Here is a 22201-nt window from a genome sequence, read left to right on the forward strand (position 1 = left end):
CCATGAGCGACCAGCGCCCGCCCCTTCCCGGCCAGCCCGGCCAGCCCGGCCAGCCCGGCTCCTACCCCTCGGGCCAGCCCGGACAGCGACCCGGACCACCACCGGGACAGCCGGGGCAGCCGGGACAGCCCGGGCAGCACCGGCCGGGCGGGCCGCCTCCGGGCGCGCCGTACGGCGGGGGGCCGCGACCGCCGCAGCAGCAGCCACCCGCGTCGTACCCCCAGCAGCCCCGCCGCGGGAGCGGCGCCCTCGGTGCCGGGGTGGTCGTCGGTGCGCTCGTGCTGGGCGTGGTCGGCGGCATCGGCGGCGCGGCGGGGTACTCGGCGCTCGTCGACGACGACGGGATCTTCTCGACGAGCGGCGACGACGGCGGCTCGGACGGCGACACCCGCATCCAGGCCGACGACCTCGACACCGGCAGCATCGACCCGCTCGACCTGGTGTCGGTCAACGACATCTCCAACGCCGTGCTGCCCGCGGTCGTGCAGATCAACGTGCCGGTCACGGGCGGGTACTCGCAGGGCTCCGGCTTCGTCGTGTCCGACGACGGCGAGATCCTCACCAACCACCACGTGATCGAGGGCGGGTCGTCGGGGCAGGCCATCGTCATCACCTTCGACGACGGCACGCTCGCGGAGGCGGAGGTCGTCGGCAGCGACCCGCTGCTCGACGTGGCGCTGCTCCAGCTCACCGACGCGCCCGACGACCTGACGGTGGCCTCGCTCGGGTCGTCCGACGACACCGAGGTGGGGCAGGCGGTGGTGGCGATCGGCGCGCCGTACGGCCTCCAGTCCACCGTCACCGCCGGCATCGTCAGCGCGCTCAACCGGCCGTTCGTGCTCGACCTGCCCGAGGGGCTGGTCGCCTACCCGGCGATCCAGACCGACGCGGCCGTCAACTCCGGCAACTCCGGGGGCCCGCTCGTGAACCTGCGCGGCGAGGTCATCGGGATCAACGGGGCGATCGAGCTGGCGCAGAGCGAGGAGGGGTACGACGCGGGGTTCATCGGCATCAGCTACGCCATCCCCATCGACGACGTGCGCCACGTCGTCGACCAGCTGCGCGAGGGCGAGGAGCCCGAGCACGCGAGCCTGGGCGCCAACGCGGAGACCGCCGTCGTGGAGAACATCGTCGACGGGGCCGCCGTGCTCACCGAGCTCGCCCCCGACGGCGCCGCGGCCCAGGCCGGGCTCGCCGAGGGTGACATGATCACGCAGATCGGCGAGCTGCACGTCAACAGCGCACGGGCGCTCGTGACGTCCGTGCTCACGTTCGAACCGGGTGAGGAGGTCGAGGTGACCTACCTCGACGGACGAGGCGACGAGGAGACCACCACCGTGACCCTGGGCAGCGACCTGGATGACTGACCGCACCCCCCGCCCGCTCCGCGCCTCCGCCGGGATCGCCGGCGTCCTCGTCGCCGTCGTCGCCCTGGCCGGGTGCGGCGGCGACGAGGGCGACGACGCCGACCGTTCGGTGCCGACGTCGTCGGCCAACAGCTTCCCGACGGACGACGTCGTCGAGGTCGGCGACCCCTGCGAGGCCGTCTCCGGTCCGGAGATGGGCGAGCTGCTGGGCCTCGACAAGCCGCTGACGGCCGCGAGCGCGGGGGCCGGCAACTACCGCGGGTGCAGCTACACCGACGCCGACGACGTCGTCGTCATCAACACGACGCGCTACGCCTCCGCGGCGCCCTTCGACGAGGTGTGGGACTCCCTCGACCTCGGCGACCTCGCCGTGCAGGGCGTGACGGTCCCGGGTGCCGACGCGGCGGGCCTCATCGTGGCCGCCGAGGAGGGCAGCCTCGCCATGACGGCCGCGGTCGCGCACGACGGCCTCGTGGACCTGGCGAACTTCTACGTCGTAGCGCCGTACGACGAGGCGGCCACCACCGCGGGCATCACGACCCTGCTGGAGCGGCTGGCGGCGCAGCCGGCGCCGGCCTCGTAGGGCTCCCGGCGGGCGTGGAGGCCGCGACGGCCGCCAGCACCCGCTCCAGCTTCCAGCCCGCCTCCGCCCACTCGTCCTCGACGGTCGAGCGGACGGTGATGCCCCCGCCGGTGCCCGCTCGCCAGGCGCGCCCGTCGCTGCTGGCGAGGCTGCGGATGACGACACCCAGGTCGGCGCCGCTGCCGTCGAGCCAGCCGAACGCGCCGGCGTACACGCCCCGGGCGCTCGACTCGACGGCCTCGATGACCTGCATGGTGCGGTGCTTCGGGGCTCCCGTCATCGAGCCCGCGGGGAAGAGCGCCCGGACGGCCTCGACCGTGGTGACCTCGGGACGGAGCTCGCCGACGACGGTGGACACGAGCTGGTGGACCGCGGCGTACGTCTCCGTGACCATCAGCTCCGGCACCACGACGCTGCCGGGGCGGCTCACCGTGCTGACGTCGTTGCGGAGCAGGTCGACGATCATGAGGTTCTCGGCCCGGATCTTCTCGTCGGTGGTGAGGGCGTCGCGCAGCGCCGCGTCCTCGGCCGGGGTCGCACCCCGCGGGGCGGTTCCCTTCATCGGCTTGGTCTCGATGCGCCGGGCGCGGCCGTCGGCCGTCGGCGCGATGCGGGCGTAGCGCTCCGGTGACGCGGCGAGCAGCCAGCCCCGGGCGCTCTCCGCGTCGGCGCCGCCGGTGACGTCGTGCTGCAGGAACGCGGCGTACGGCGCGGGTGTCGCGGCTCGGAGCGCGGCGTACACGGCCGCGGGGGCGGCGGTCGTCGCCGCCTCGGCGCGGTGGGTGAGGTTGACCTCGTACGACTCCCCCGCGTGCAGCGCCTCCTGCACCTGGGTGAACGCGGTGCGGTACCAGGTCGGGGGCTGACACTTTCCCCGGTCGACCGGGGAAAGTGTCGCTTTGACCATCGAATTTGATGCGCTAAGTGACACGTTCCCCGGTCGACCGGGGAAAGTGACGCTCTGACCACCAAAGTGCCGGAGGCGCGAGGGCCGCATCCAGACGGCGTCGGGCGCGTCGGAGGCGTCGCGCCGGGCGGGCAGGTCGCGCCGCGCGCCGTACCCCAGCCACCCGAACCACCGCGCCCCCGGCGCCGCCGCGACCTCGCGCTCGAGCACGGCGAACACGTCGTCACCGACCACGACGCCGCGCCAGGCGCCGGGGCGGCCCGTCCAGCGGCGTACCTCGCCGGTCGTCGCGTCCCACGTCAGCGACACGTCGTCCTCGCCGAGGCCCGCCACCACGCTGCGGTCGCCCGACCAGGGGCGGCCGGCGGTGCCGTCGAGGACGACGCAGCGGGGGTACGCCGCGGCGAGGGCCGCGATGTCCGCGTCCGCCATGCCGGGCGCGGGGGGCGTCACCGCGCCCCCTCGAGGAAGCGCGCCACCAGGGCGGCGCCGTGCTCGCTGAGCACCGACTCGGGGTGGAACTGCACGGCCTCGAGCGGGAGCGTCCGGTGACGCACCCCGAGCACCACCTCCTGCCCGTCGGCGCCCGCGCAGGTCGCGGAGACCTCGAGCACGTCGGGCACGGCGACGGCGCCGAGGGAGTGGTAGCGCACCGCGCGGAAGTCCTGCGGGAGCCCCGCGAACACCCCGCGGCCGTCGTGCCGCACCCGGGCGACGTCGCCGTGGGCCGGGTGGAGGCGGTCGACGCGGCCGCCGTACGTCGTCACGAGACCCTGCAGCCCGAGGCAGACGCCGAGCACCGGGCGGGTGGCGGCGCGGAGCACCTCGCGGCCGACCGAGAAGTCGGCCGGCCGGTCGGGGTGGCCGGGGCCCGGCGAGAGCACCACGAAGGCGTGCGCGAGCACCTCGTCGGCCGTCGTCACATCGTGCTGCACGACCGTCGGCAGCGCACCCGTGACCGACGCGACGAGGTGGGCGAGGTTGTGGGTCGAGGAGTCGCGGTGGTCGACGATGACGACGTCGGAGCCCATCACGCCCCGACGAGCAGGTCCCGGACGAGGCGGTGGATGAGCGCGAAGCCGTTCTGGGTGAGGATCGACTCGGCGTGGAACTGGATGCCGCGGTAGTGCGGCCCCGCCACCAGGTGGACGTCACCGGTCGCCGGGTCGGCGTCGACGTGCACGCCGTCACCGAGGGCCGCCCGGCCGCGCGCGTCGACGCCGTCGACCCGCCCGACGAACGTGTTGTAGAAGCCCACCCGCTCGACGTGCCCGTCGATCCGCACCGGCGACTGCGTGCCCTGGAAGACGATGTCCTTGAACGCGAGCGGCACGCCCAGGTGGTGGCAGAGCGCCTGGTGGCCGAGGCAGACCGCGAGGAACGGTCGCTCGGCGGCCATCAGCTCGGCGACGGCCGCCCGCAGCTGGGCCATCTTCGGGTCGGCGTCGTCACGGGGGTCGCCCGGCCCGGGACCGACGATCACGAGGTCGTGGCCGTCGAGCACGCCGGGGGCGTAGGCCTCGTGCCGCACGACCGTGCTCGTCATGCCGAGCACGCCGAGCACGTGGCGCAGCATGTTCACGAAGTCGTCCTCGCCGTCGAGGATGACGACGCTCCTGCCGGCCAGGTCGGGGTCGGGTTCCTCGTCTCCCTGGTCGGTCAGCCAGAAGCCGGACAGGCGCCGGTTGCGCGACGCCAGCGCGAGCAGCACGTCCTCGTCGTTGACGAGCTCCGCCACGTCGGCGTCGCTCGCCTCGCGCGCCGGCACGAGCCCGAAGGCCGACAGGATGCCGCCGGCCTTGGCGTGGGTCTCGGCGACCTCGTACGCCGGGTCCGAGTCCCGCACGAGCGTCGCGCCCGCCGTGACCGTCAGCCGCCCGTCGGGCTTCACGTCGGCCGTCCGGATGACGATGGGGCTGTCGAGCACGGGGGTGCCGTCGGGGTCGCGCCCGAAGATGGCCAGGGCGCCCGCGTAGTACTCCCGACCACCGGGCTCGTACTCCGCGATCAACCGGGCGGCGTTCTCGACGGGGCTGCCGGTGACGGTCGCGGCGTACATCGTGTCCCGCAGCACCTCCCGGACGTCGCGGTCCGTGCGGCCGGCCAGGAGGTACTCCGTGTGCACGAGGTGGGACATCGGCTTGAGGAACGGACCCAGCACCTGCCCGCCCTCGTGGCAGACGTCGCACATCATCTTCAGCTCCTCGTCGACGACCATGAAGAGCTCGTAGATCTCCTTCTCGTCGGCGAGGAAGGTCAGGAGGTCGCGCTTGAGCGTCGTCTCGTCGACGCCGCGGGGCAGCCGGAACGTGCCGGAGATCGGGTTCATCCGCACGTCGCCGCCGTGGACGCTCACGTGGCGCTCGGGGCTGGCACCGACGAGGTAGCGGTCGCCGGTGAAGAACAGGAAGGTCCAGTACGCCCCACGCTCGCGGGCCAGCAGCCGGCGGTAGACCTGCAGCGCACGCTCGGCGCTCCAGTCGGCGACGACCGCCCGGTACTGCCGCGCCACCACGAGGTTCGCCCCCTCGCCGCGGCCGATCTCCTCGTCGATGATCGTCCGGACGACCTTCGCGTAGTCCTCGTCCTCGACGTCGAACCCGCCGCGGTCGACGAAGTCGACCTCGCCGTCGGGCAGCGCCTCGAGCATCTCGGCGACGCTGAACTCCCACTCGGTGTCGACGTCGACCACGACGAGCGGGGTGCCGTCGTCGTGGGCGGCGAAGCCACGCTCCGCGAGCTGCCGGAAGGGGACGGCGACCAGCCGGTCGCACTGCCGGCCGGGCGCGGGCTCGCCGGTCTCCAGCGGGATGTCGAGGATCGAGTCGACCTCGGAGCGCGTGCCGCCGACCAGGCCGACCGTGTCGCGGTCGCCCGCCCGGGTCGAGCGCCGGATGATCGCCCACGCCTCGTGCCCCTGGAGCGCGGCGAGGGCGTCCTCGGCGTTCGGGCGGGCGGCGGGAGCGGTCGTCATGGGCGGGAGCCTACGTTCCCCCGAGGGTCGCGCGTCTCCTCAGTCCACAGGGGGATCCGTGCGCACGTAGGTCGTCCAGTGCTTCTCCAGCGAGAGCCCCGCCCGCTCGTAGACCCCGAGCGCGCCCGTCGGGTTCGCCGAGTCGACGTCGAGCGCCGCGCGGTCGAACCCGTCCTGCCGGCACGCCTCCAACGTGTGGCGCAGCAGGACGGAGGCGAGCCCGCGACCACGGTGCTCGCGGATCGTGCCCACGCGCGCGATCCAGGCCTCCCGCAGGCCCGTGACCTGGCGGACCGCGTCGTACTCGTCCACCTGGACGTAGCCCACCACCCGGTCCTGCTCGTCGACGGCCAGCAGGCTCACGTCGCCGCGGAAGCTGCGGCTGCCCGTCACCCAGTGCCGCCACTCGTCCGGGGTCCAGGCGGTCGAGCCGGGATGGTCGCGGAAGACCTCGTTGTGGACGAGCCGCAGGGCCTCGGCGTCGCGGGCGGCGTCGTAGCGCCGTACCCGCAGGCCCTCCGGCAGCACCCCAGGCTCCTGCTCGGGGACGGGAGCGACCCCCAGCGTGAGCGTGTAGCGGTCGGGGCGCAGGCCGATCGCGGCCAGGAGGTCCCGCTGGACCGTGTCCTCGGTCAGCCCGTTCACCTTGAGGTGCGCGGGCAGGTGGGGCGCGAGCTCCCGGTGCCGCTCCTGCGCCCGCGCGAGCATCGCCGCCGCGAGCCGGGTGCCGATCCCCTCGCCGCGGCGGTCGGGGTGCACGCAGCCGGAGCCGTACGTCGTCAGCGCCGCCCCACCCGGGTCCCGGGGCGTCAGGCGGGCGCAGCCCACGAGCGCGTCGCCGTCCACGGCCACGAGCCAGTCACGGGCCGGGTCGAGCAGCGGATCGGCCAGCTCCTCCTCGAGGTCGGCCAGGTCGTAGTGCTCGTCGGTCTCGTCGACGGCCTCGACCTCCCGCAGCAGCACGTCGAGGGCGGGCAGGTCGTCGGGCTGGATCCCACGGAGGTCGAGTGGCACGCCCGGCACGGTAGGCGCGGGCACGGCGCGGGGTCGACGGGTTTTCGGGGCGTGCACGATCGGCGCAAGCCGCCACGCTCGCCGGGCGGGGGTGGGAGCATGGTCGCGTGCTCAAGCTCGTCGCCCACCTCGCTGCCGTCGTCGCGACGGTCCTGCTCTCCTTCGCCACCGTCATGGCGCTGGCGGCCGTCTGTGCCGCTCTCTTCGGAGGGATGTTCGGCGGCTGGGAGCTCTCCATCACCCTTGGCATCGCGCTCGTGGCCTGGTGGCGCTTCCTGTCGCGGCGCGCCGACCGCCTCCTCGCCCGGTGGGACCGGTTCCGCGCGTTCGAGCGGGCCGAGCAGCAGCGCGAGGGCGTTCGGGCCTGAGGCCTGCCTGGTCCCGCCCCGGCCAGCGCGCGAACTGGGACGCTGGGACAGCCCCGACCGCCTCCGACCGGCACCAACCGCACAGCTTCCGGCCCCCGCCGGGGCCAGCCGCCCCTCAGCCCCGCGCCGACCGCCCCGCGCGCGCCCAGCGTGCGACGTGGTCGACGAACGTGCGGCGGTCGAGGGTCCAGTTGTGGTGGGTCGCGACGTACGCGTGTCCCTGCTCGGCCAACCGGCGCGCACGGTCGCGGTCGTCGGCGAGCGCCAGCACCTCGTCGACCGGGGCGTGACCGAACGGCACGACGACACCCCCGCCGGACGCGGCGAGGAACGACTCCACCTCGGGCAGCGGGGTGGCGACGACGGGCACGCCGTGGGCGAGGTACTCCATGTTCTTCGTCGGCAGCGACACCCGGTGGTTGAGCTCGTCGTGGAGCAGGGCGAGGCCCGCCACGGCGCCGTGGATGAGCGGGAGCGCCTGGTCGTTGGGGACGAAGCCGTGCCACACGAGGGCACCCGCGTCGTGCGCGGCTTGGAGGGCGGCGCCGGTCTCGCCGTGCGCCGTACCGACGACCTCGACGCGCACGTCGTCGCGGCCGCGGGCGCGCAGGCCCTCGGCGAGCGCGACGAGCTCGCCGGCGCCGCGGTCGCGGGTCAGCGAGCCGAGGTAGACGACGCGGGCGGGTCCGTCGGGGTCGGGACCGGGTACGTCGTCGGGCACGGCCGTCGAGTTGGGGACGACGGGGTGCTCGCCGTGGAACAGCCCGCGGTAGCCGTGCTCGGCCAGCAGCAGGTGGTGGCGCTTCTCGGCGCGGCCGAGCAGCCAGGTCAGGAACCCGGCGAGCGGCACCCGCAGCCACGTCGGGATCCACGTGCGGATCTGCACGGTCGCCGGCACGTTCTCGTGCACGTCCCACACCACCGGCGTCCGACCCGCCGCGCCGGCGACGAGCAGGAGCTCCGGGTCGTGGAGCAGCACGAGGTCGTGCGCGGGGGCGAGGGCACGGATCTTGCGCCGGGCGTCGAGCAGCGCGCCGATGCGGCGTCGCCCGTAGGACCGGCGGACGTCCACGCAGTCCACCCCGGGGCGGGGGTCCACGCCGAAGCCGCCGAACGGCGCCAGGTAGGTCACCGCGAACCCCGCGTCGAGCAGGGCACCCATCTCGCGGTGGGCGATGCGGGCGTCGCCCGGGTGGTGCACCACGGTGCAGACGAGCACGCGGAGGCCGGCGCCGGGCGACTCGGGCAACGCTCAGCCCACCGTGCTGAGCAGCTGCGTCGCGCGCGTCAGCACGACGTAGAGCGTCGCGCGGCCCGTCTGCGACTCGTCCTCGATCTCCTGCGGACGCACGACCACGATGCCGTCGAACTCGAGGCCCTTGGTGTCGAGACCCGTGAGCACGACGACCCGGTCGGTGCCGCTCGGCGTCACCGACGAGTCGACCGAGCGGGCCGCGGACGGCGCGTCCTCGGCGCGCTCCGGCCACCCGGCCAGCCAACCGTTGACCTCGGAGCGTCGGGCGACGGGGACGACGATCCCGACGGTGCCGGCGACCGCGTCCGCGAGGCGCGCCACCTCGGCCCGCACGGCCTCCTCCAGCTCCGCCTCCGCGACGGGCGCCACCTCGACGGGCGCGGCACCGGTACGTCGTACGGCGTCGGGCAGGTCGGCGTCGAGGCCGACGCGCTCGGCGTACGCCGCGGCGTACGCGTAGATCTCTGCCGAGTTGCGGTAGTTCGTCGACAGGTGGAAGCGGAACTGCTTCTTGCCCTCGAGGGCGGCGGCGCGCGCGGCGTCGGACTCCGCGGGCACCGGCCAGGAGGACTGGGCCGGGTCGCCGACGATCGTCCAGGAGGCGGTGCGGCCGCGGCGGCCGACCATCCGCCACTGCATGGGGGTGAGGTCCTGCGCCTCGTCCACGAGCACGTGGGCGTAGGGGTCGTCCTCGATGCGGTGGGTGGGCGGGGCCCACGCGCGGCCGCGGGGGGCGTACTCCCGCTCCGAGGCCGTCGTCAGCTCCTGGATGTCGACGCCGCCCTCGAGGTGGCCGAGGACGTCGTCGAGCTGGGTGTCGGACTCCGTCGCCGCCGGCACGTCGCCGAGCGCGTAGCGCAGCTCGTCGATGAGGGGGACGTCCTCGATGGTGATGCCGGTGCCGTTGCGGGCGTCGACGGGCCCCTCCGACCACGACTTGAGCAGCAGGCGCTGCTCCTCCGGCTCGAGGATGCCGTTGGCGACACGTCCGAGCAGGTCGGGGTCGCGCAGCCACGTGAAGACGTCGACCGCGGCGAGCGGCGGCCACCACGCGGTGGCGAAGTCGAGGAAGGAGCGGGTCGACAGCAGGTCCTCGTCGAAGTACTCCCGCCCGAGGTCGCGACCCCGCTCGGAGCGCACCTGGCGCCAGAGGGCGTCGAGGAGCGCCCGCGGCACCCGCGTCAGCTGGCGGTTGCGGAGGCCCTGGCCCATGAGCTGGCGGCGGATCCGGCCCAGCGTCGTGCCGTCCAGCACGAGGCGGTTGTCGCGCCAGAACAGCGAGAACTCGCGCGGGGAGTCGGGCGCCTGCTGGCGGGCGAGCCGCCGCACGACCTCGGCCATCCGCTCGGAGCCCTTGATGTCGGCGACCCGCGGCTCGTCGTGGCGGCTCGCGCGCACGCCGTCGACGACCTCGCCGAGCGAGCGCAGCGCCACGGCGGTCTCGCCGAGGCTCGGCAGCACCCGCTCGATGTAGCGCATGAACACGCCGCTCGGCCCGATGACCAGCACGCCGCCCGACTCGAAGCGGCGGCGGTCGTTGTAGAGCAGGAAGGCCGCGCGGTGCAGCGCGACGACCGTCTTGCCGGTGCCGGGTCCGCCCGAGATCGCGACGACGCCCTTCGAGGGAGCCCGGATCGCCTCGTCCTGCTCGGCCTGGATGGTGGCGACGATCGAGTGCATGGACCGGTCGCGGGCACGGGACAGCTGGGCCATCAGCGCGCCCTCGCCGATGATCGGCAACGCGCGTCCGGAGGCCTCCTCGGCCTCCTGCGCCTCGGCGTCGAGCAGCTCGTCCTCGACGCCCTCCACCACCGTGCCGACCGAGCGCAGCACGCGCCGGCGCACGACGCCCTGGGGGTTCGCCGCCGTCGCCTGGTAGAACACCGCGGCCGCGGGCGCCCGCCAGTCGATGAGCAGCATGTCGTGGTTCTCGTCGCGCAGGCCGATGCGCCCGATGTAGCGCGGCGCAGGGTCGCGCTCGCTCGTCAGGTCGAGCCGGCCGAACACGAGGCCCTCGTGGGCGGCGTCGAGCTGGGCGATGCGCTTGGCGGCCTGGAAGACCATGGCGTCGCGCTCGACGAGCCCGCCCTCGTGGCCGAGGCTGCCGCGCTGGTGGCCCTCGTCGGCGAGCCGGCGGGCCCGCTCGGTGGAGGCCACGAGCTCGGCCTGCACGTGGTCGACGAACGCCTGCTCGGCGGCGACCTCCCGCTCCGCGACCTGCTCGTCGGTGCCCTGTCCCTGGGTCGGGTCCTGCGTCACGTCTCGTGCCCTCTTCCCACCCGTCACCGGGGCTCTGCGACTCCTCTGCCCGGCGATACGGGCAAGCAGAGAAGCGTACCCCCGCCCCGTGACGAATCGGATTCCGCGACCGCGGTCCGACACGCGCCGTACGCCACACCCGGTCCCCCTCCGCCGGGCTGGTGCGACCCCGCACAATGGGCCCGTGAAGCGCGTCATGGGGTGCCACCTCGAGATCGAGGTCATCGACCCCACCGAGGTGGAGCTGCAGGTCGCCGTCAGCGGCGCGTGGGACGACGGGCAGGTCGTCGAGTCGCTCCGCTGCACCCTCGACGGCCGCGCCGTCGACGTGCGGGAGGTGCGCGACCCCGCCGGGGCCCGCATCCACGTGCTCGACGCCGGTCCCGGCCGACTCGTCGTCGACTACGACGCCGAGGTGACGGGCCGGGCGCGCCCCGCCACGGGCACGGCCCACGAGCGCTCGCTCTACCTCCGGCCGAGCCGCTACGCCGAGGCGGACAAGTTCTTCGGCTTCGCCGCCACCGAGTTCGCCGACGTCGTCGAGGAGCACGGGGACGACGCCGCGGTGCTGCTGCCGTACGTCGCGGCGTGGGTCGGCTCGCGGCTCGACTACGTGCCCGGGGCGAGCGGCCCCACCGACTCCGCGAAGGACACGTTGCTGGCCGGCGCGGGCGTCTGCCGCGACTACAGCCACCTCACCGTCGCGCTGCTGCGGGCGCTCGGGGTGCCGGCGCGCCTGGCGGCCGTCTACGCGCCCGGCTGCGACCCCATGGACTTCCACGCCGTCGCCGAGGCGCTCGTCGGCGACACCTGGCACGTCGCCGACGCCACCTGCCTCGCGCCGCGCTCCAGCCTCGTGCGCATCGCCACCGGCCGGGACGCCGCCGACACCGCGTTCTGCGACAACCACGGCGGCGGGATCCAGCTCCACGTCTCGCAGGTGCACGCGATCGTCGACGGCCCCCTGCCCGGCGACGACCTCGCCGAGCTGGTCGCGATCACCTGAGTCGCCCGGGCCCGCCGCTCCCGCCGGACCCGCTCAGCGGGAGCGGGAGAACCACGCCGTCATCGCCTCGCGGGCCGCGTCGGACCGGAAGAGCCGCGCGCTCAGCGCGACCATGGCCTCGCCCTCGGCGTCGATCCGCGCCAGCAGCGGCGCGTTGAGCAGCGCCTTCGTCGCGGCGAGGCCCTGCGGGGCCCCCGTCAGCAAGGAGCCGACGACGCGGTCGACCTCGCCGTCGAGCTCCTCGGGGGCGACGGCCGTGGTGACCAACCCGTACGCCGCGGCCTGGGCCCCGTCGAACACCTCGCCCCCCAGCGCGGCCAGGGAGGCGGCACGGTCCGTGAGGCGCGGGAGCACCGTCAGGGAGATGACGGCCGGCGTGACACCGAGCTTCACCTCGGTGAGGGCGAACGTGGCCGCGGTGCTCGCCACGACGACGTCCGCGGCCGCGACGATGCCGATGCCGCCCGCCCGCACCGGGCCGGGGAGCACGGCGACCACGGGCTTGGAGTGCGCCACGATCCGCCGCTGCACCTCGACCATCGCCCGCGCGCCCTCCTCCATCGGCACGGTGCCCGCCTCGGACAGGTCGGCGCCCGAGCAGAAGACGCGGTGCGCCGAGCGGAGCACGACGACCGTGACGGTGTCGTCGGCGTCGGTGGTCGCGAGGTGCTCGAGCAGCTCGGTGACCAGCCGGCGCGACAGCGCGTTGCGGTTCGCCGGGGAGTCGAGGGTGAGGGTGGCGACCCGGCCGTCGGCGGTGTCGGCGTGGGACAGGTGGACGAGCTCGTCGGTCATGGCACCGCATCCTGCCGGTGGCAGGCGCGGGCGTCCACGTCCGGTCCGCCCCGTGGGTGCCATCGGGACGTGACGGCACGGATCGTCGACTTCCTGTCACCCGAGCCCGGCCGTGACGGGCCCCGCGCGGACCACGCTGGAGGCACGGACGACCGGCCCCCCGCGAGGAGCGAGCGATGACCCAACTGATCGAACCGACGGCCCCGACCCGCGAGCTGACCGTGCTCGGCGCGTGCCCCCAGGACTGTCCCGACACCTGCGCGATGGTGGTGACCGTGCGCGACGGCGTCGCGGTCGAGGTGGCGGGCAACAAGGAGCAGCCGTACACGAACGGCGGCCTCTGCGTGAAGGTCGACAACTACCTCGACAAGGTCTACCACCCCGACCGGATCCTGCACCCGATGCGCCGCGTGGGCCCCAAGGGCTCCGGCGAGTTCGAGCGCATCAGCTGGGACGACGCCATCGCCGAGGTCGCCCGCCGCTTCACCGAGGTGAAGGAGGAGCACGGCGCCGAGGCGATCATGCCCGTCAGCTACCTCGGCACCCAGGGCATCATCAACGGCCTCAACGTCGGTGACGCGTTCTTCAACCGGCTCGGGGCGACCGTCGCGGAGCGCACCTACTGCGACGCGGGCTCGTGCACGGCGTACGCCATGACGATCGGCGACACCGCCGGCGTCGACCCCGAGGCCCTCGTGCACGCGCGGTTCATCCTCATCTGGGCCGCCAACATCATGAGCACCAACCTGCACCTGTGGCCCTACATCGCGGAGGCGAAGCGTCGCGGCGCGAAGGTCGTCGTGGTCGACCCGGTGCGCACGAAGACGGCGCGGCTCGCGAGCCAGCACATCCCCATCCGGCCCGGCACCGACGGCGCGCTCGCCATGGCGATGATGCACGTCATCATCAACGAGGGCCTGACGGACGACGACTACGTCGCGAACCACACGGTGGGGTACGACGAGCTGGTCGAGCGCGTGCAGCAGTACACGCCCGAGTGGGCCTCGGCCGAGACCGGCATCCCGGTGGAGACGATCCTGACGCTGGCACGCGAGTACGCCACGGCGCAGCCCTCCGTCATCCGCATCGGCGTGGCGGTCGAGCGCCACGCCGGTGGTGGCCAGACGGTGCGGGCGCTGTCGTGCCTGCCGGCCCTCGTCGGCGCCTGGCGCAACCCCGGCGGCGGCATCCTGCAGCTGCCGCTGTGGGCGTTCCCCGTGAACTGGGGTGCCTTCATGCACCCCGAGCTCATCACCCCCGGCACGCAGGTGGTCAACCAGTACCTGCTCGGCCAGGCGCTCACCGGCGAGCTGGAGCTGAGCACGCCGCTGCACGCCCTGATGGTCTACAACTCCAACCCGCTCGTGGTCGCCCCCGACCAGGCGAAGATGGTCGAGGGCCTCTCGCGGGACGACCTCTTCACGGTCGTCAGCGAGCAGTTCATGACCGACACGGCGCGCTACGCCGACATCCTGCTGCCCGCCACGACGCAGCTCGAGCAGGAGGACATCATGTTCTCCTGGGGCCACCTCTACGTGACCTACAACAATCCCTCGATCGAGCCCCGCGGCGAGGCGGTGCCCAACACGGAGCTGTTCCGGCGGCTGTCGGCGGCGATGGGCTTCGACGACGACCCGATCTTCACGCGCACCGACGAGCAGCTCATCGCGGAGGCGTTCGACTGGTCGGCGCCGGCGATGCAGGGCATCACGGTGGAGTCGCTCAAGGAGAAGGGCTTCTCGCGCCTCAACCTGCCGCCGTCCGACGAGTACGCGCCGCACCGCGACGGCGGCTTCCACACCCCGTCGGGGAAGACGGAGTTCGTCTCCTCGGCCGCGGCCGGGGGCAACTTCGTGGTGCCGCTCTTCCGCCAGGGCTCCAACGACCACCAGCCCGGCCAGCCGGTCGACCCGCTGCCCCACTACATCCCGCCGCGCGAGGCGGCCGCGGCCGACCCGGAGCTCGCGGCGCGCTACCCGCTGAACCTGATCTCGCCGAAGTCGCACGCGTTCATCAACTCGAGCTTCGCGAACATCGAGATCCACCAAAAGGTGCAGAAGCCCGCGACGCTGCTGGTGAACCCGGAGGACGCCGCCGCGCGGGGCATCACGACGGGTGCGGTCGTCCGGGCGTACAACGACCGCGGCAGCGTCGAGCTGCTCGCCAAGGTCGACGCCTCCACCATGCCGGGCGTGACCGTCTGCCACGTCGGGCACTGGCGGAGCGACGCGCTGGGCCTCTCCACCCTGTCGCAGCTCAACCCGACGCGGTTCGCCGACCTCGGCAACGCGCCGACGTTCTCCGACACCCTCATCGAGGTGGCCCTCGCGGCCGACCCGTCGGCCGGGGAGGTCGGCTGACATGGCCTACGTCATCAACGACGCCTGCATCGACGTCGCCGACAAGGCGTGCCGCGAGGAGTGCCCCGTCGACTGCATCTACGAGGGCGACCGGATGCTCTACATCCACCCCGACGAGTGCGTCGACTGCGGCAAGTGCGTGACCGCGTGCCCCAACGGCGCCATCGCCTCGGAGCACAAGCTGAGCGGTGACGCGGAGCGCTTCCGCGACATCGCCGTGGAGTTCTTCGAGGCGTTCCCCGAGGCCGAGGGCGGCGCCGAGGACGTGGGCGCCATCGGGTCGGACCACCCGGTGGTGGCCGCCTGGCCGGCGGGGGGCGGCGCGTGAGCGGACTGACCGCCGGGGTGGAGGTCGACGTCGACCTCGTCGTCGTGGGCGCCGGGCCGGTGGGCCTGTACGCCGCGTACTACGCCGGGTTCCGCGGCATGAGCGTCGCCGTGGTGGACGCCCTCGACCACCTCGGCGGGCAGACGGCCGCGATGTATCCCGAGAAGATGATCTACGACGTCGCGGGCTACGCGGCCGTCAAGGGCCAGCACCTCGTGGACGCCCTGGCGGAGCAGGCCTCGAGCGCGAAGCCGCACTACGTGCTCGGCGAGCAGGTCGTCGACCTCGTGACGGCGCCCGACCACGCGCTGCTCACCACGGCGGCCGGCACCACGCTGCGGGGCAGGGCCGTGCTGCTCGCCGCCGGCATCGGCAGCTTCAGCCCCCGTCCGCTGCCCGCGGGCGACGGCACGCTCCCCGGGGTGGTGCACTTCGTGCCGCGCCCGGCGGACTACGCCGGGGCGGACGTGGTGGTCGTCGGCGGCGGCGACAGCGCCGTCGACTGGGCGCTGACGCTCGAGCCCGTGGCGCAGCGGGTCACGCTGGTGCACCGGCGGGAGCAGTTCCGCGCCCACGAGGCCAGCGTCACGCGACTGCTCGGCAGCACCGTCGAGGTGCTGACGCCCCACGAGGTGGACGCGGTGCTCGGCGAGGACCGGGTCACCGGGGTCCGGCTCGTCGACGGCGAGGGAGGCGTCGTCGAGCGGTCCGCCGACGTGGTCGTCGCCGCCCTCGGCTTCAAGGCCGACCTCGGCCCGCTCAAGCGGTGGGGCCTCGACCTCGACCGGCGCCAGGTGGCGGTCGACCGGGCACAGCGCACCTCGCTGCCCCGGGTGTTCGCGGCGGGCGACTGCTGCGGCCACCCCGACAAGGTGACGCTGATCAGCGTCGGGTTCGGCGAGGCGGCGACGGCGGTCAACCACGCCGCCCCGCTCGTCTCCGCCGGCGCCCCCGTCGTCCCCGGCCACTCCAGCGACGACCCGCGCTGAGGGTTCTTCCGCGTCGAGTTGTCACGTACGCCGCGTCGAGTTGTCACGTACGCCGCGTCGCGCCGCTGCGTACGTGACAACTCGGCGCCAGCGTCAGCGGCGGGGACGCACGACGGCGCGGGGGTCGCCGGAGGCGAGGCACATGACCTGGCGGTACTCCCGCGGGCTCATGCCGTAGGCCTGGCGGAACAACCGGCCGAAGACGGCGAGGTCCACGAAGCCCCAGTTGCGGCCGATCTCCCGCAGGGAGCGGTCGCGCGCGATGCTGCTGCGGATCTCGCGGCGCGCGCCCTCGAGCCGGCGGGTGCGGATCGTCTGCGCCACCGTCAGCTCGCGGGCGGCGAAGTGCCGGTGCAGCTGGCGGGTGGAGATGCTCACGGCGGCCGCGATCTTGTCGGGGTTGAGGTCGGGGTCCGCCAGGTTCGCGTCGATGAACGCGTCGATGCGGCTCAGCAGTGCCTCCGAGCCGACCTGCATGGGGAGCTCGGGCAGCGCCTCGGCCGCGATGGCGACGAGGTCGCCCACGTGGTCGGCCACGGCGGCCGCCTGTCCCGGGGCGAGGTCGGCGCCCTCGGTGACGAGGCCGCACAGCAGCTCGCTCATCACCCGGCCCATCCCCTCCGCGCCGGCGAACGCGCGGGCGGTGACCTCGCGGGAGCGGGCCTCGCCGAGCGCGAAGGCCGCCCGCCTCCAGCTGAAGACGGCGATCTCCCACTGCCGTGCCGCGCCGGGAGCGCGGAGCCGCCACTCGAACGGACGTCCCGTCTCGTAGACCACGAAGTCGCCCGGGCCGAGCCGCGCGCTGCGGCCGTCCTGCTCGACGACGGCCGATCCCGACCGCACCACGCCGACCTGCAGGAGGGCGTCGCCGTCGCGGAGCAGCTGCGGCGTGCGCACGATGTCCTGGTCGACGGACGTGACCGTCGAGACCTGGACGTGGCCGAGCATGCGGCTCTCCACGGCACCCTGGAGGTCGGGCGTGCGGCGGTCGACGTCGAGGCGCACGAAGTGCTCCCGCAACGTGGTGCGCCAGGCGCCCGCGTCGGACGCGCGCACCGCCGTCTCCGGGGCGAACTCGTGGAGCATGCGCTGGTCACCTCCTGGCGGACCGGTCGGAGCGACACCCTAGAGCTCGGTGATGCCACTCACATTCCGGCGATGTTACGGCTGCGGAACGCCCCGGTCCACGGCCGGCGCCCGGTACGGCGAGGTTGGCGCCGACGGTCGACTTCTGGGCGCTGCGCGACGACAACGGGACTCCGGTGCCGCCCATGCTGGTGGTCCCCCGACCCGGAGGTTGCCATGGCCACGACGTCCGCCCCCGCCCTCGCCGTCCCCCTCGCCGAGCACCGCACGGACACGACCTGGTGCGTGGTCGCGCCGGACCTGCCCGACGCCGCGCGTGCCCACGACTGGGCCGTCCGCGACCGCACGGGTGCGGTGGTGACGTTCCAGGGCGTCGTGCGCGACCACGGTCCCGGGCGGGAGCAGGTGCGGGCGATCGACTACGAGGCCTACGAGCCGGTGGCCCTCGACCGGCTCGTCGAGGTCGCCACCGCGGCCGGTGCCGCCTTCCCCGGCCTGGGTCCCGTCGCGCTGTGGCACCGGACCGGGCTGGTGGCGCTGGGCGAGGCCAGCGTGAACGTGACGGTCGCGGCCGGCCACCGCGGCACCGCCTTCGACGCCGCGCGCTTCTGCATCGACGTGCTCAAGGCGACCGTGCCCGTCTGGAAGGTCGAGCACGACGGCTCGGGCGCCCACCGCGCGGACGCCGGGGCCGCCGCCCCCGTGTCGGTGGCCGCCGCGGCCCGGGCCTGGCTGGCCCGCCACCACGGGAGCGACCCGGGCTGCCGGGAGTGCGCGTGACCGGGCCGCTGGGCGCCGCCGCCGGCCGAGGTGGCGACGGTGGCGGTCCGGGCGACCTGCGCGACCTGCGCGGGCGGCCCCTGCGCGACCTGCGGGTCTCGGTCACCGACCGCTGCAACTTCCGCTGCGCCTACTGCATGCCGCGGGAGCTCTTCGGCGCCGACCACGCGTTCCTCGACCGCGGCGACCTGCTCGCGTTCGACGAGGTCGAGGAGCTGGTCCGCGCCGCGGTGGACCTCGGCGTGACGACGGTGCACCTGACGGGCGGCGAGCCGCTCCTGCGCCCCGGCCTGCCCGACCTCGTGGCGCGGTTGGCGGCGATCGGCGGTCTCGACCTCGCGATGACGACGAACGGGGTGCTGCTGCCGCGGCACGCCGCCGCCCTGGCGGCCGCAGGCCTCGACCGGGTGACGGTGAGCCTCGACGCGATCGACGACGCCGTGTTCCGCCGGGCCAGCGACAGCCCGTACGGCGCCTCCGCGGTGCTCGCCGGCATCGACGCCGCCCGGGCGGCGGGCTTCGGCGACGTCAAGGTCAACGCCGTCGTGCGTCGTGGCGTCAACGAGCACCAGGTGGTGCCCCTCGTCGAGCACTTCCGCGGCACCGGCCACGTGCTGCGGTTCATCGAGTTCATGGACGTGGGCGCCACCAACGGCTGGACCGACGCCGAGGTCGTGCCCGCCGCGGAGGTCCTCGCCGCCATCGGCGCCCGCTGGCCGCTCGAGGACCTCCCGGTACGCCGCTACGGCGAGACGGCGCGCCGGCTGCGGCTCGTCGACGGCTCGGCGGAGATCGGCGTCATCAGCTCGGTCTCGACCCCGTTCTGCGGGACCTGCACGCGGGCGCGGGTGACGGCCGAGGGCCGGATCCACACGTGCCTGTTCTCCACCGGCGGCACCGACGCCCGCGCCCTGCTGCGCGGGCCGCGGCGGCCCGGCGACCTCGCGGAGCTGCTGTCCGGCCTGTGGGGCAACCGGTCGGACCGCTACTCGGAGATCCGCGCCGAGGTCCGCGCGTCCGGCACCCGGCGGGCGGCACCGGTGGAGATGTCCTACATCGGCGGCTGAGGCCGCCCGACCAGGAGCACGCCCAGGGAGACGCCCAGGGAGACGAGCAGGAGAGGGAGGGACCGATGGCCAGGCTGCTGCTGTTCGCGACGGCACGCGACGCCGCCGGGACGACGCGCGACACGTTCGAGGTCGCCACGGTGGGCGAGCTGATGACCGCCGCACGCGACCGGTACGGCGCGCCGTTCGCCCGCGTGCTGCCCGGCTGCCGGGTGTGGGTGAACGGCGAGGACGACGTGGCCGACGACCGCGCCCTCGCCGCCGCTGACGAGGTCGCGGTCATCCCGCCGGTGGCCGGTGGCTGACGGCTCGGGCGGCTGCTGCCCGGACGACCCGTCGTCGCGCGGCGTCGAGGACCTCCTCGCCGACGTGCTCGGCGACCTGGCCCCGACCCCGCCCGCGTCCGTGAGCCCGTCCGGCGTCCTGGGGCTGGTGCTCGCCGACGACGTGCGGGCGACCGCTCCCCTGCCGGGCTTCGACAACGCGGCGATGGACGGCTACGCCGTCGACCACCGGGACGTCGTCGACGCGACGCCCGACGCACCGGTCACGCTCCCCGTGGTGGGCGCGGTCGCCGCCGGCTCCGGGGGCGAGCCGCCCCACGTCGGGCGGGGCCGTGCCGTCCGGATCATGACCGGCGCCCGGATGCCCCCGGGGGCGACGGCGGTCGTGCCGTGGGAGTCGACCGACCGCGGTTCCGCCCGGGTCGCGGTGCACCACGGCGTCGGCGAGGGGCGCCACGTGCGCCGTACGGGCGAGGACGTCGCGTGCGGCGACCTCGTCGTCGCCGCCGGTACGACGCTGCGGGCGCGCCACCTCGGCGTGCTGGCCGCGCTGGACGTGGACGCGGTGCGGGTGCACCCCGCGCCACGCGTGGCGATCGTCGCCACCGGCACGGAGCTGCAGCCCGCCGGGGAGCCGCTGCGCCCCGACGGGATCCGCGACTCGGGCGCGACGCTCGTGGGTGCCTCGGTGGTCGAGGCCGGGGGCGTCGTCGTGGCCACCCGCACCGTCCCGGACGACCCCGCTGCCCTGGAGCGGGCGCTCGCGGAGGTCGCTCCGCTGGCCGACCTCGTCGTGACGACCGGTGGCGTCTCCGACGGCGACCACGACGTCGTGCGGATGACGCTGACCGGCCGGGGGTCGATGTGGTTCGGGCGCGTCGCGATGCAGCCGGGCAAGCCGCAGGGCTTCGGTCGTCTCGAGGCCGGCGGGCCGCTGACCTGCTGCCTGCCGGGCAACCCGGTCGCCGCGTTCACGGCGTTCCACCTGCTGGTGCGCCCCGCGCTCGCCCGGCTGCGCGGTGCGTCCGCCGCCTGGCCGACCGCGTCCGCCGTGCTGGCCGCCGACCTCGTCTCGCCCGCGGGTCGGCTGCAGCTGGTGCGCGCCACGCTCGAGCGCGACGGGCGGGCTGACGCCCTCCCGCGGGTGACGCCCGGCGGCACGGCCTCCCACATGGTGGGGGCGCTGGCGCGCAGCGACGTGCTCGTCGTCGTGCCCGTCGACGTCACCCGGCTCGCCGCCGGCGCGACGGTCACCGTGCTCCGGATCGACCCCGATCCGCTCTAGGCAGGCCTGGGCGGGCCCGGGTAGGCCGACAGCACCTCACCCAGCACCTCCACGAACCGCGCGGCGTCGCGCTCGGTGGCGACGAGGGGTGGGCGGACCTTGAGCGTCGAGCCCCACGGGCCGCACACCGACGTCAGGACGCCCCGGTCGCGCATCCCGTTGACGACGTCGGCGGCGAGCTCGGTGCCGGGTTCGGTCGACCCCTCGGCGGCCACCAGCTCGACCCCCACGAAGAGTCCGTCGCCGCGCACGTCGGCGACGACGGGGTGGTGCGCGGCCACCTCCCGCACACCCGTGCGGAGGGCGGCGCCGACGCGGGCGGCGTTCTCCTGAAGGCCCTCCTCCTCGATGACGTCGAGCACCGCGGCGGCGGCGGCGACGCTGACGTGGTTGCCGCCGAAGGTGTTGAAGTAGGGCACCGTCGACGCGAAGGGCTCGAGCACGGCGGCCCGCGCGGCCATCCCGGCGATCGGCAGGCCGTTGCCCATCGGCTTGCCCATCGTGACGATCTCGGGGTCGAGGCCGTGGCGCTCGAAGCCCCAGAACGCGCTGCCCGTGCGGGCGAACCCGGGCTGCACCTCGTCGGCGACGAGCACTCCGCCCGCGGCCCGGACGGCCTCGACGGCGGGCGCGAGGTAGCCCGCCGGGTGGCTGTGCACGCCGTCGGACGACAGGATCGAGTCGACGAGGAACGCGGAGGGCCGCACCCCGGCGACCGCCATGGCGTCGAGCGCCCCGTGCACCGCGGCGAGCAGCTCGGCCGCGGGGTCGGCGCCCGGGCGGCGCAGCGGGTCGGGCGCCGGGACGGTCCACACGTGCTCCCCGCGCGGCGCCCCGCGACCCAGCGACGGCGAGGCGCCGGTCACGAGCGCGGTGTTGCCGTGGTAGGCCTCCTCCGTCACGATCACGCCGGTCCCGCCCGTCGCGGCGGCGGCCACCCGCAGCGCGAGGTCGTTGGCCTCCGACCCGGTGCAGGTCAGCATCACCTGGTCGACGGCCGGGGGCAGGAGCCCGAGGAGACGCTCCGCGTAGGCGACGAGCCCCGCGTCGACGTACCGCGTGTGCGTGCTCAGCGTCGCCGCCTGCCGGGCCACGGCGGCGGCGACCCGCGGGTGGGCGTGGCCGACGCTCGCGACGTTGTTGTAGGCGTCGAGGTAGGCGCGCCCGTCGGCGTCGTAGAGGTACGCACCGCTCCCCCGCACCAGCTCGAGCGGCTCGCGGTAGAAGAGCCGGTAGGCCGGGCCCAGGGCGGCCGCGCGCCGCCGCAGGAGGTCCCCGGCACCCGTGCCGGGCCCGTCCGCGTCGGGTCGGTACGCGTTCGCGTCGAGGATGCTGGAGCGGGTCGCCACGGGTTCTCCTTTTGGTATGGGACTGCCCACCAGCATGCACGGTCGGCTTGTTACATCTCGTTTCGGCCCGGTGAAATCCGTCGACGAATTGGTCTGCTCGGGTCGTTCGCACGGTCTACTGGTCCCCGAGCGGGAGAGTCCCGCC

Annotated in this window: 20 protein-coding genes; 11 read left to right on the forward strand and 9 right to left on the reverse strand. The window is 74.6% G+C overall.

The window, feature by feature from the left end; translation table 11 throughout:
• Positions 1-2 precede the first annotated feature (2 nt).
• Complete coding sequence (locus tag G3T38_RS16380; RefSeq protein WP_163773391.1) at positions 3-1367, forward strand: S1C family serine protease; 1365 nt, start codon at positions 3-5, stop codon at positions 1365-1367.
• The gene (locus G3T38_RS16385; RefSeq protein ID WP_163773392.1) at positions 1360-1950 is read left to right on the forward strand and encodes a DUF3558 family protein; all 591 of its coding nucleotides are present in this window, start codon (positions 1360-1362) and stop codon (positions 1948-1950) included. The genes G3T38_RS16380 and G3T38_RS16385 overlap by 8 nt, the downstream gene beginning before the upstream one ends.
• Here the strand turns inward: G3T38_RS16385 and G3T38_RS16390 are convergent.
• Genes G3T38_RS16390 through G3T38_RS22785 form a run of 4 tightly spaced genes read right to left on the reverse strand, consistent with a single transcriptional unit; the run spans position 1901 to position 6845 of the window.
• Positions 1901-3310, reverse strand: coding sequence for an anthranilate synthase component I family protein (locus tag G3T38_RS16390; RefSeq protein ID WP_338037713.1), 1410 nt, complete (start codon positions 3308-3310; stop codon positions 1901-1903). The genes G3T38_RS16385 and G3T38_RS16390 overlap by 50 nt on opposite strands.
• Positions 3307-3888 carry an anthranilate synthase component II gene (locus tag G3T38_RS16395; RefSeq protein WP_163773393.1) on the reverse strand — a complete coding sequence of 194 codons (582 nt, stop codon included), beginning with the start codon at positions 3886-3888 and terminating at the stop codon, positions 3307-3309. Before G3T38_RS16395 ends, G3T38_RS16390 begins: the two co-directional genes overlap by 4 nt.
• Positions 3888-5831, reverse strand: coding sequence for an anthranilate synthase family protein (locus tag G3T38_RS16400; RefSeq protein WP_163773394.1), 1944 nt, complete (start codon positions 5829-5831; stop codon positions 3888-3890). The genes G3T38_RS16395 and G3T38_RS16400 overlap by 1 nt, the downstream gene beginning before the upstream one ends.
• Before the next feature lie 39 nt (positions 5832-5870).
• Positions 5871-6845 (reverse strand): GNAT family N-acetyltransferase, encoded by a 975-nt coding sequence (locus G3T38_RS22785; RefSeq protein ID WP_163773395.1) that lies wholly within the window; start codon positions 6843-6845, stop codon positions 5871-5873.
• A gap of 107 nt (positions 6846-6952) precedes the next feature.
• Between G3T38_RS22785 and G3T38_RS16410 the strand changes: the two genes are divergently transcribed.
• Positions 6953-7213, forward strand: coding sequence for a hypothetical protein (locus G3T38_RS16410; RefSeq protein WP_163773396.1), 261 nt, complete (start codon positions 6953-6955; stop codon positions 7211-7213).
• A gap of 115 nt (positions 7214-7328) precedes the next feature.
• Here G3T38_RS16410 and G3T38_RS16415 read toward each other — a convergent pair whose 3' ends face one another.
• Both G3T38_RS16415 and G3T38_RS16420 read right to left on the reverse strand, forming a co-directional pair.
• Positions 7329-8462: a glycosyltransferase family protein gene (locus G3T38_RS16415; RefSeq protein ID WP_163773397.1), complete on the reverse strand. Its 1134-nt coding sequence runs from the start codon at positions 8460-8462 to the stop codon at positions 7329-7331.
• A 3-nt stretch (positions 8463-8465) separates the two neighbouring features.
• Positions 8466-10727 (reverse strand): HelD family protein, encoded by a 2262-nt coding sequence (locus G3T38_RS16420; RefSeq protein ID WP_338037714.1) that lies wholly within the window; start codon positions 10725-10727, stop codon positions 8466-8468.
• Positions 10728-10911: 184 nt separating this feature from the next.
• On the opposite strand from G3T38_RS16420, the gene G3T38_RS16425 reads away from it, so the two are divergent.
• Positions 10912-11733 (forward strand): transglutaminase domain-containing protein, encoded by an 822-nt coding sequence (locus tag G3T38_RS16425; protein WP_163773399.1) that lies wholly within the window; start codon positions 10912-10914, stop codon positions 11731-11733.
• A 33-nt stretch (positions 11734-11766) separates the two neighbouring features.
• Here the strand turns inward: G3T38_RS16425 and G3T38_RS16430 are convergent, their stop codons facing one another.
• Complete coding sequence (locus G3T38_RS16430; protein WP_163773400.1) at positions 11767-12528, reverse strand: enoyl-CoA hydratase-related protein; 762 nt, start codon at positions 12526-12528, stop codon at positions 11767-11769.
• Between the two features lie 176 nt (positions 12529-12704).
• Between G3T38_RS16430 and G3T38_RS16435 the strand changes: the two genes are divergently transcribed.
• Genes G3T38_RS16435 through G3T38_RS16445 form a run of 3 tightly spaced genes read left to right on the forward strand, consistent with a single transcriptional unit; the run spans position 12705 to position 16205 of the window.
• Complete coding sequence (locus G3T38_RS16435) at positions 12705-14888, forward strand: molybdopterin-containing oxidoreductase family protein (protein ID WP_163773401.1); 2184 nt, start codon at positions 12705-12707, stop codon at positions 14886-14888.
• A gap of 1 nt (position 14889) precedes the next feature.
• On the forward strand, positions 14890-15216 hold the full coding sequence (gene fdxA, locus G3T38_RS16440) for a ferredoxin (RefSeq protein ID WP_163773402.1): 327 nt from the start codon (positions 14890-14892) through the stop codon (positions 15214-15216).
• Positions 15213-16205 (forward strand): NAD(P)/FAD-dependent oxidoreductase, encoded by a 993-nt coding sequence (locus G3T38_RS16445; RefSeq protein WP_338037715.1) that lies wholly within the window; start codon positions 15213-15215, stop codon positions 16203-16205. Before fdxA ends, G3T38_RS16445 begins: the two co-directional genes overlap by 4 nt.
• Positions 16206-16298: 93 nt before the next feature.
• On the opposite strand, the gene G3T38_RS16450 is transcribed toward G3T38_RS16445, so the two are convergent.
• Positions 16299-17291: an AraC-like ligand-binding domain-containing protein gene (locus G3T38_RS16450; RefSeq protein ID WP_163773403.1), complete on the reverse strand. Its 993-nt coding sequence runs from the start codon at positions 17289-17291 to the stop codon at positions 16299-16301.
• Positions 17292-17507: 216 nt separating this feature from the next.
• Between G3T38_RS16450 and G3T38_RS16455 the strand changes: the two genes are divergently transcribed.
• The 4 genes from G3T38_RS16455 to G3T38_RS16470 all read left to right on the forward strand — a co-directional run bounded on the left by G3T38_RS16455 (position 17508) and on the right by G3T38_RS16470 (position 20707).
• The gene (locus tag G3T38_RS16455; RefSeq protein ID WP_163773404.1) at positions 17508-18071 is read left to right on the forward strand and encodes a molybdenum cofactor biosynthesis protein MoaE; all 564 of its coding nucleotides are present in this window, start codon (positions 17508-17510) and stop codon (positions 18069-18071) included.
• Positions 18068-19138, forward strand: a complete 1071-nt coding sequence (gene moaA / locus G3T38_RS16460; RefSeq protein ID WP_206675905.1) for a GTP 3',8-cyclase MoaA — start codon at positions 18068-18070, stop codon at positions 19136-19138. The genes G3T38_RS16455 and moaA overlap by 4 nt, the downstream gene beginning before the upstream one ends.
• A gap of 65 nt (positions 19139-19203) precedes the next feature.
• Positions 19204-19443: a MoaD/ThiS family protein gene (locus G3T38_RS16465; protein WP_163773405.1), complete on the forward strand. Its 240-nt coding sequence runs from the start codon at positions 19204-19206 to the stop codon at positions 19441-19443.
• Positions 19436-20707 (forward strand): molybdopterin-binding protein, encoded by a 1272-nt coding sequence (locus G3T38_RS16470; protein ID WP_163773406.1) that lies wholly within the window; start codon positions 19436-19438, stop codon positions 20705-20707. Before G3T38_RS16465 ends, G3T38_RS16470 begins: the two co-directional genes overlap by 8 nt.
• Here the strand turns inward: G3T38_RS16470 and G3T38_RS16475 are convergent.
• A complete protein-coding gene (locus tag G3T38_RS16475; protein ID WP_338037716.1) occupies positions 20704-22056 on the reverse strand; it encodes an aspartate aminotransferase family protein in 1353 nt (450 codons plus the stop codon). The two genes, G3T38_RS16470 and G3T38_RS16475, sit on opposite strands and share 4 nt — an antisense overlap.
• Between the last annotated feature and the right edge of the window lie 145 nt (positions 22057-22201).

This window comes from Nocardioides zeae (genome assembly GCF_010686755.1).
Lineage (GTDB): Bacteria > Actinomycetota > Actinomycetes > Propionibacteriales > Nocardioidaceae > Nocardioides > Nocardioides zeae.